Raw genomic sequence first — 7,139 nt, 5'->3', positions numbered from 1 at the left:
CGTGGCGCTGGCCTACGGCACCAGCGAGAACGACGCCCTCGCCCAGCAACTCGGCCTGCCACTGCTGGCCAAGTTCCGCGCCCAATACGAACCGGCGGCTGGAACGCCCAGCACACCGCCGCCCGCGGCCAGGCCCGCGGCCAGGGAGATCACGGCGGAAGCCGCCCCGGCCAAGGGCGCGACCACCGCCAACGCGGCGGGCCGGGCCCAGCATCCGGGCGGCGAGCCCGGCCTCGTGCAGCTCACGCCGGTGCGCTCGGGCCAGCAGTTGTATGCCGAGAACCGCGATCTCAGCGTGCTGGGGACCGTCGGCGCCGGCGCCGAGGTGATCGCCGACGGCTCCATCCACGTCTACGGCGCCCTGCGCGGCCGCGCCCTCGCCGGCGCCGGCGGGCTGGCCTCCGCGCGCATCTTCTGCCGTGAATTCCACGCGGAGCTGGTGGCCGTGGCCGGGCACTACAAGGTGCTCGAGGAAATCCCGAAGGAGCTGCTCGGCAAGGCCGTGCAGATCTGGCTGGAGAATGACAAGCTGCGCATCGAGCAACTCGACTGAAACCCCATCAAAAGCGCGACCAACGCGCATCGTTACGGAGAAGAACATTGGCTGAAATCATCGTGGTCACCTCGGGCAAGGGCGGCGTCGGCAAGACCACCACCAGCGCCAGCATCGCCTGCGGCCTGGCCAAGGCCGGCAAGAAGACCGCCGTCATCGACTTCGACGTCGGCCTGCGCAACCTCGACCTGATCATGGGCTGCGAGCGCCGGGTGGTTTACGACTTCGTCAACGTCGTCAACGACGAGGCCAACCTCAAGCAGGCCCTGATCAAGGACAAGCGCTTCGAGAACCTGTTCGTGCTGGCCGCGTCGCAGACCCGCGACAAGGACGCGCTGACCATGGAAGGCGTCGAGAAGGTGCTCAAGGCGCTGGGCGAGGAAGGCTTCGACTTCATCGTCTGCGACTCGCCGGCCGGCATCGAGAAGGGCGCGTTCCTGGCGATGTATTTCGCCGACCGCGCCGTGGTGGTGGTGAACCCGGAAGTGTCCTCGGTGCGCGACTCCGACCGCATCCTGGGCCTGCTGGCCTCCAAGACCCGCAAGGCCGAACAGGGCGAGCGCGTGCAGGAACACCTGCTGCTCACCCGCTACAGCCCCAAGCGCGTCGAGGCCGGCGACATGCTCTCGATCGGCGACGTGCAGGAGATCCTGGGCCTGGACGTGGTCGGCGTCATCCCGGAATCCCCCGAGGTGCTGCAGAGCTCCAACGCCGGCGTGCCGGTGATCCTGGACGAGACCTCGCCCGCCGGGCAGGCCTACACCGACGCCGTCGCGCGCATCCTCGGCGAGGCCCGCCCGATGCGATTCACCACCGTCGAGAAGAAGGGTTTCTTCTCCAAGATGTTCGGGGGTTGAGCCATGGGCATCCTTGATTTCCTCACCCAGCGCAACAAGAACACCGCCAACGTCGCCAAGAACCGCCTGCAGATCCTGATCCAGCAGGAGCGTTCGATGCGCGGCGCCCCCGACTACCTGCCGCTGCTGCAGCGCGAGCTGCTGGAAGTGATCCGCAAGTACATCAACGTCGACTCCGACGCGGTGAAGGTGGGCCTGCACAAGGACGGCGACAACGACCTGCTCGACATCTCCGTGGCGCTGCCCGAGAAGGCCGCGCCCGCCGCCAACGGCTGAACGCCATGCCCCGCGACGACATGACGGCACCGGCCCCCGCCGGTGCCGTTTCCACATCCGGGGCCGGCGCGGCGACGGTGCTGACCGTGGGCGACATCGGCTTCGAGGCGCCCGCCGCGCTGCTGGCCCGCCACGGCCTGGTGCTGGCGCCGGTCGCCGCCGGCGCGCCGATCCCCGGCAGCTACTGGGGCGAATGCGAAGCCGGGCTGGTCGGCAGCACCGTCTTCGCCCGGCCCGACACGCCGGTGCATTCGCTGCTGCACGAAGCCTGCCACCTGATCGTGATGCCGCCCGAGCGGCGCGCCGCCGTGCACACCGACGCCACCGATTCGGTGCCCGAGGAGGACGCGGCCTGCTACCTTCAGATCCTGCTGGCGGACGCCCTGCCCGGCGTCGGCCGCGACCGCCTGATGGCCGACATGGACGCCTGGGGCTACAGCTTCCGGCTCGGCTCGGCCCGGGCCTGGTTCGAGCACGACGCCGAGGACGCCCGCGCCTTCCTCGCCGCCCGCGCCCTCCTGCCCAACACCTCCCTGCCCAACGCCCTCCTTCCCAACGCCCTCCTGCCCAACGCCCTCCTGCCCAACGCACCCCTGTAGGAGCGCCTTCAGGCGCGAAGCCTTTCGGCGCGAAGCCTGTCGGTGCGAAGTCTGTCGGCGGGAGGCCTTTCGGCGAAAAGATTCGCGCCTGAAGGCGCTCCTACAGGGGGTGTCGGCTTGCGGAGGGGGGGGCGGGGGGTCTAGCCTTCGGGCACCCTGCCCTGCGCAGCGACTCCCGACCCGAAACCGGAGCTTGACCCGTGAAAACCCAACGCGCCCTGCTGGCGCTCGCCATTTCCACCAGCCTGCTGCTCGCCGCCGGCTGCAGCTCGTCCGACACCAACCCGACCACCGCGGGCCAGCCCGGCAGCACCGCCGCCGGCAGCGAGGACGCCGACGCCTTCGTGGCGCGCGTCAACAAGACCATCAAGGACGCGACGCCGGAACTGACCTCGGCCTCGTGGCTGGGCGCCACCTACATCAACGAAGACACCGCCCGCGTCGAAGCCGCTGCCAACGAGCGCTGGCTGACCAAGAACAACGAATTCGTCGAGCAGGCCAAGACCTACGACCCCGCGGGCCTGACGCCCGCCACCGCGCGCACCCTGCACCTGCTCAAGGTCAGCGCGTCGATGCCGGCCCCGCGCGACCCGGCCAAGCTCAAGGAACTCACCGAGATCGCCAGCCGCATGGGCCAGACCTACGGCGCCGGCAAGTGGTGCGTGGGCGAGGAGTGCAAGGACATCGGCCAGGTCAGCGAGATCCTCGCCGACACCGAGGGCAGCAGCTACGAAGAGATGAAGGCGGCCTGGGAAGGCTGGCACACCATTGCCCAGCCGATGCGCAAGGACTACCAGCGCTTCGTCGAACTGACCAACCAGGGCGCCACCGAAATGGGCTTCGCCAACACCGGCGACGTCTGGCGCGCGGGCTATGACATGCCGGCGGCCGACTTCAAGGCCGAGGCCGACCGCCTCTGGGGCCAGGTGCAGCCGCTGTACGAGCAGCTGCAGTGCTACACCCGCGAGAAGCTGGTGTCCAAGTACGGCGACAAGGGCTCGGTGGACGGCATGATCCCGGCCCACCTCACCGGCAACCTGTGGCAGCAGGACTGGGGCGCGCTGTGGCCGCTGCTCGAGCCCTACCAGGGCGCCGGCAGCCTGGACATCAACAGCGCGCTGCAGAAGCAGCGTGACGCGATCCTGGCCGGGATGGTCTCGGACGCCGGCGGCCTGTCCAAGCTGACGGCCGCGCAGCAGGTCGAGCTCGAGCGCAAGGCCGACCTCGAGATGGCCACCCGCATGACCAAGCTGGCCGAAAGCTTCTACACCGGCCTGGGCATGCCGGCGCTGCCGGAGGGCTTCTACACGCGCTCGCAGCTGGTGCAGCCGCGCGACCGCGACGTGGTCTGCCACGCCAGCGCCTGGCAGATGAACCCGGACGCCACCGACGTGCGCATCAAGATGTGCATCAAGCCGACCGAGGAAGAGCTGACCACCATCTACCACGAGCTCGGCCACATCTATTACTACCTGGCCTACAAGGACCAGCCGCCGATGTTCCAGACCGGCGCCCATGACGGCTTCCACGAGGCCATCGGCGACACCATCGTGCTGTCGATGACGCCGGACTACCTGGCCTCGATCGGCCTGGTCGAGAAGCCGGCGGTCAGCAACGAGGCCGTGATCAACTCGCAGATGCGCATGGCGCTGCAGAAGGTCGCGTTCCTGCCCTTCGGCCTGATGATCGACCAGTGGCGCTGGGGCGTGTTTGACGGCTCGATCGCGCCGGACCGCTACAACGCGGCCTGGTGGGAGCTCAAGGCCAAGTACCAGGGCGTGGCCCCGGCCGGCGGCCCGCGCGGCGAGGAGTTCTTCGACGCCGGCGCCAAGTACCACGTGCCGGGCAACACGCCCTACACGCGCTACTTCCTGTCGCACATCCTGCAGTTCCAGTTCTACAAGGCGCTGTGCGACGCGTCGGGCCACACCGGCCCGCTGTACACCTGCAGCTTCGCCAACAACCCCGAGGCCGGCAAGCGCTACTGGGCCATGATGGAGCGCGGCGCCAGCCAGCCGTGGCAGCAGACGCTGAAGGAGCTGACCGGCGGCGAGCAGATGGACGCCTCGGCGGTGCTGGAGTACTTCGCGCCGCTGCAGACCTGGCTGCAGGAGCAGAACCAGGGCAAGACCTGCGGCTGGGACGCCGCCAAGTCCTGATCCCCCGGACGACGTGACACCCGACGGCCGGCGAAGCGATTCGCCGGCCGTTTTTCATGGCCGGGCCGGGGCGGTTCCCAGCGGCGCGACGGGGCGCGATACTGGTCCGTCCCTCCGACGGCCGCCGCCATGAACCCTCGCCTGCCCGATCCGCTTGCCCCGCAGCCCCTGTCGCACGCCCGCTCGCTCGACGCCGCGTTCTACACCGGCGACGGCATGGTGGCGCGCGACCGCGAGGCGGTGTTCGCGCGCAGCTGGCAGCTGGTGGGCCACCAAACCGCACTGGCCGACGCCGGCGACCACCTGGTCACCGACGTCGGCGGCATCCCGGTGGTGGTGATCCGCGACACCGAGGGCCGCCTGCGCGCCTTCCACAACGTTTGCCGCCACCGCGCAGGGCCGCTGGCCACCTGCGACGGCAAGGGCGCCAAGGTGCTGCGCTGCAAGTACCACGGCTGGACCTACACGCTCGACGGCATGCTGCGCAGCGCGCCGGAAATGCAGGCCACCGAGGACTTCGACGTGGCCGAGGTGCGGCTGCCCGAGCTGCGCGTCGATACCTGGCAGGGCCTGGTGTTCGTGGCCGGCGACGGCGCGGTGCCTTTCGCCGATTTCAGCCGCGGCCTCGACGGCCCGCTGCGCGCGCTGTCGCCCAGGGACTATGTCTTCCACAAGCGTTTCCGCTACGAAGTCGCCTGCAACTGGAAGGTCTACTGCGACAACTACCTCGAGGGCTACCACGTCCCGCACATCCACCCGGGCCTGAACAGCCTGCTGGACTACCGCCAGTACGTCACCGAGTGCGGCGACTGGTTCTCCTACCAGTACAGCCCGCTGGCCAGCGATGCCGGCCTTTACGGCGACGGCGACGCGGTCTACTACTTCATCTACCCCAACACCAGGCTCAACCTGCTGCCCGGCCGCCTGCAGACCAACCGCGTGCTGCCGCTGGGCGCCGACCGCTGCATCGTCGAGTTCGACTACTACTACGCCCCCGGCGACGACGCCGCGGCCCGGCACCAGGCCGACCACGACTTCGCGCACCAGGTGCAGGACGAAGACATCGGGATCTGCGAACACGTCCAGCGCGGCCTCGCCTCCGGCGCCTACGTCCCCGGCCGCCTCAACCCCCTCCGCGAAAACGCCGTCCACCACTTCCACGAACTGCTGCGCGCCGCGTATCGCGCTCCGTAGGGAAAGCGTTTTAGCCACGGATGAACACGGAAGACGCCACGGATAAAAGCAAAGAAAGGCCGAGCGGGAAAAGAGCCAGAGATTCTTGCTGGGCCTCGGCGGCGGTGGGGATCTTGCATCGCTCCAACAATGATATTGCGCTATTTGCTTTTATCCGTGGCGTCTTCCGTGTTCATCCGTGGCTAAAAAAGCTTGTACTCACTCCGCCCCCGGATCCCGCACCCCGTGGGCGAGGTACCAGCGCCAGAGCCCGTACGCGACGGCGGTGAAGAGGGAGGCGGTGAGGGCGAGGGCCAGGCCGCTGTGGCTGACCAGGGGCGAGAGCAGGCCGGCGATGGCGGCGTTCGAGACCAGGCCGACGAAGGCCTGCATCGAGGACGCGCTGCCGCGCTGGCGGGGGTACATGTCCAGGATCGACAGCGTGACGATCGGGAACACCAGCGCGATGCCGAACGCGCCCAGCGCCGTCGGCAGCACCGCCCAGGGCAGCGACGGCGACTCGGTGAGCGCGTTGTAGCCGATGTTGTAGGCCGCCGCCACGCCGCAGCACAGGAAGCCCCACTCCACCAGCCGGCGCCCGCTCATGCGGCCCGCCGCGCGTCCGCTGGCGAAGGCGCCCAGCATCATGCCGCCGATGGTGGGCGCGAAGAACCACACGAAGTCCTGCTCGCCCAGGTCCAGCAGGTCCATCACGAAGGCCGGCGCCGAAGCGATGTAGAGGAACAGCGCCCCGAAGTTGGCGGTGCCCGCCAGCGTCAGCAGCCGGAAGCGCCGGTTCGACAGCATCGACCCGTAGTCGCGCGCCAGCGTCATCGGATGCAGCGGGACGCGGTGCTCCGGCGGATGGCTCTCGGGCAGGCCCCAGGCCGTGAGCGCCATCAGCAGCAGCCCGAAGCCGGCCAGGAACCAGAAGATACCGTGCCAGTCCGAGAAGCCCAGGATCCAGCCGCCGATCACCGGCGCGATCGCCGGGGCGATGCCGAAGATCATCGAGACCTGGCTCATCATCCGCTGCGCGTCGTCGCCCTGCAGGCAGTCGCGCACCACCGCGCGCCCGACGATCAGGCCGACGCCGGCCGACAGGCCCTGCAGCCCGCGGTAGACCAGCATCGTGGTCATGTCGGTGGCCAGCGCCGCACCGACCGAGGCCAGCGTGAACACGGCGATGCCCGCCAGCATCACCTTCTTGCGGCCGATGGCGTCCGAGATCGGGCCATGGAACAGCGACATCGCCGCATAGCCGACCAGGTACACGCTGATCGTCTGCTGCATGGCCAGCTTGCCCACGCCCAGGTCGTCGGCCATCACCAGGAAAGCCGGGAACACCGTGTCGATCGAGAACGGACCGAACATCGCCAGGCCGCCCAGGATGAAGGCCAGGCGCGCGCGCGAAATGGAAAGATGGGGGATCATCGGGGGCCGGGACGGAGAACCGTGCCAGCATACCGTCCCCTCCCCGCCGCCGCTTGAACCCGGGCGCCCCGAACCCCATCCGAGCGGC

The 7,139-nt window shown here is 69.1% G+C and carries 7 protein-coding genes; 6 read left to right on the top strand and 1 reads right to left on the bottom strand.

Translation table 11 applies throughout. The features are described 5' to 3' along the window. From minC to VFQ84_RS02285, 6 genes are all read left to right on the top strand, one after another. Positions 1 to 553: septum site-determining protein MinC (minC, locus tag VFQ84_RS02310; RefSeq protein ID WP_325128813.1), on the top strand; the 553-nt coding region annotated here is incomplete at its 5' end. Between the two features lie 47 nt (positions 554 to 600). Then, positions 601 to 1,410, top strand: a complete 810-nt coding sequence (gene minD / locus VFQ84_RS02305) for a septum site-determining protein MinD (RefSeq protein ID WP_325128811.1) — start codon at positions 601 to 603, stop codon at positions 1,408 to 1,410. Positions 1,411 to 1,413: 3 nt separating this feature from the next. After that, complete coding sequence (gene minE, locus VFQ84_RS02300) at positions 1,414 to 1,686, top strand: cell division topological specificity factor MinE (protein WP_325128809.1); 273 nt, start codon at positions 1,414 to 1,416, stop codon at positions 1,684 to 1,686. Between the two features lie 20 nt (positions 1,687 to 1,706). Beyond that, positions 1,707 to 2,285, top strand: coding sequence for a hypothetical protein (locus VFQ84_RS02295; RefSeq protein WP_325128815.1), 579 nt, complete (start codon positions 1,707 to 1,709; stop codon positions 2,283 to 2,285). 200 nt (positions 2,286 to 2,485) lie between these two features. Further along, positions 2,486 to 4,444, top strand: a complete 1,959-nt coding sequence (locus VFQ84_RS02290; protein WP_325128807.1) for a M2 family metallopeptidase — start codon at positions 2,486 to 2,488, stop codon at positions 4,442 to 4,444. Positions 4,445 to 4,573: 129 nt separating this feature from the next. Next, positions 4,574 to 5,638, top strand: coding sequence for an aromatic ring-hydroxylating dioxygenase subunit alpha (locus VFQ84_RS02285; protein ID WP_325128805.1), 1,065 nt, complete (start codon positions 4,574 to 4,576; stop codon positions 5,636 to 5,638). Between the two features lie 198 nt (positions 5,639 to 5,836). On the opposite strand, the gene VFQ84_RS02280 is transcribed toward VFQ84_RS02285, so the two are convergent. After that, positions 5,837 to 7,051 carry a multidrug effflux MFS transporter gene (locus tag VFQ84_RS02280; RefSeq protein ID WP_325128803.1) on the bottom strand — a complete coding sequence of 405 codons (1,215 nt, stop codon included), beginning with the start codon at positions 7,049 to 7,051 and terminating at the stop codon, positions 5,837 to 5,839. Positions 7,052 to 7,139 lie beyond the last annotated feature (88 nt).

Origin of the sequence: Arenimonas sp., assembly GCF_035721105.1 — a bacterium.
Classification (GTDB): Bacteria; Pseudomonadota; Gammaproteobacteria; order Xanthomonadales; family Xanthomonadaceae; genus Arenimonas.
The sequence above is the reverse complement of the archived record's forward strand: the minus strand, read 5'-3'. Positions and strand labels throughout refer to the sequence as shown.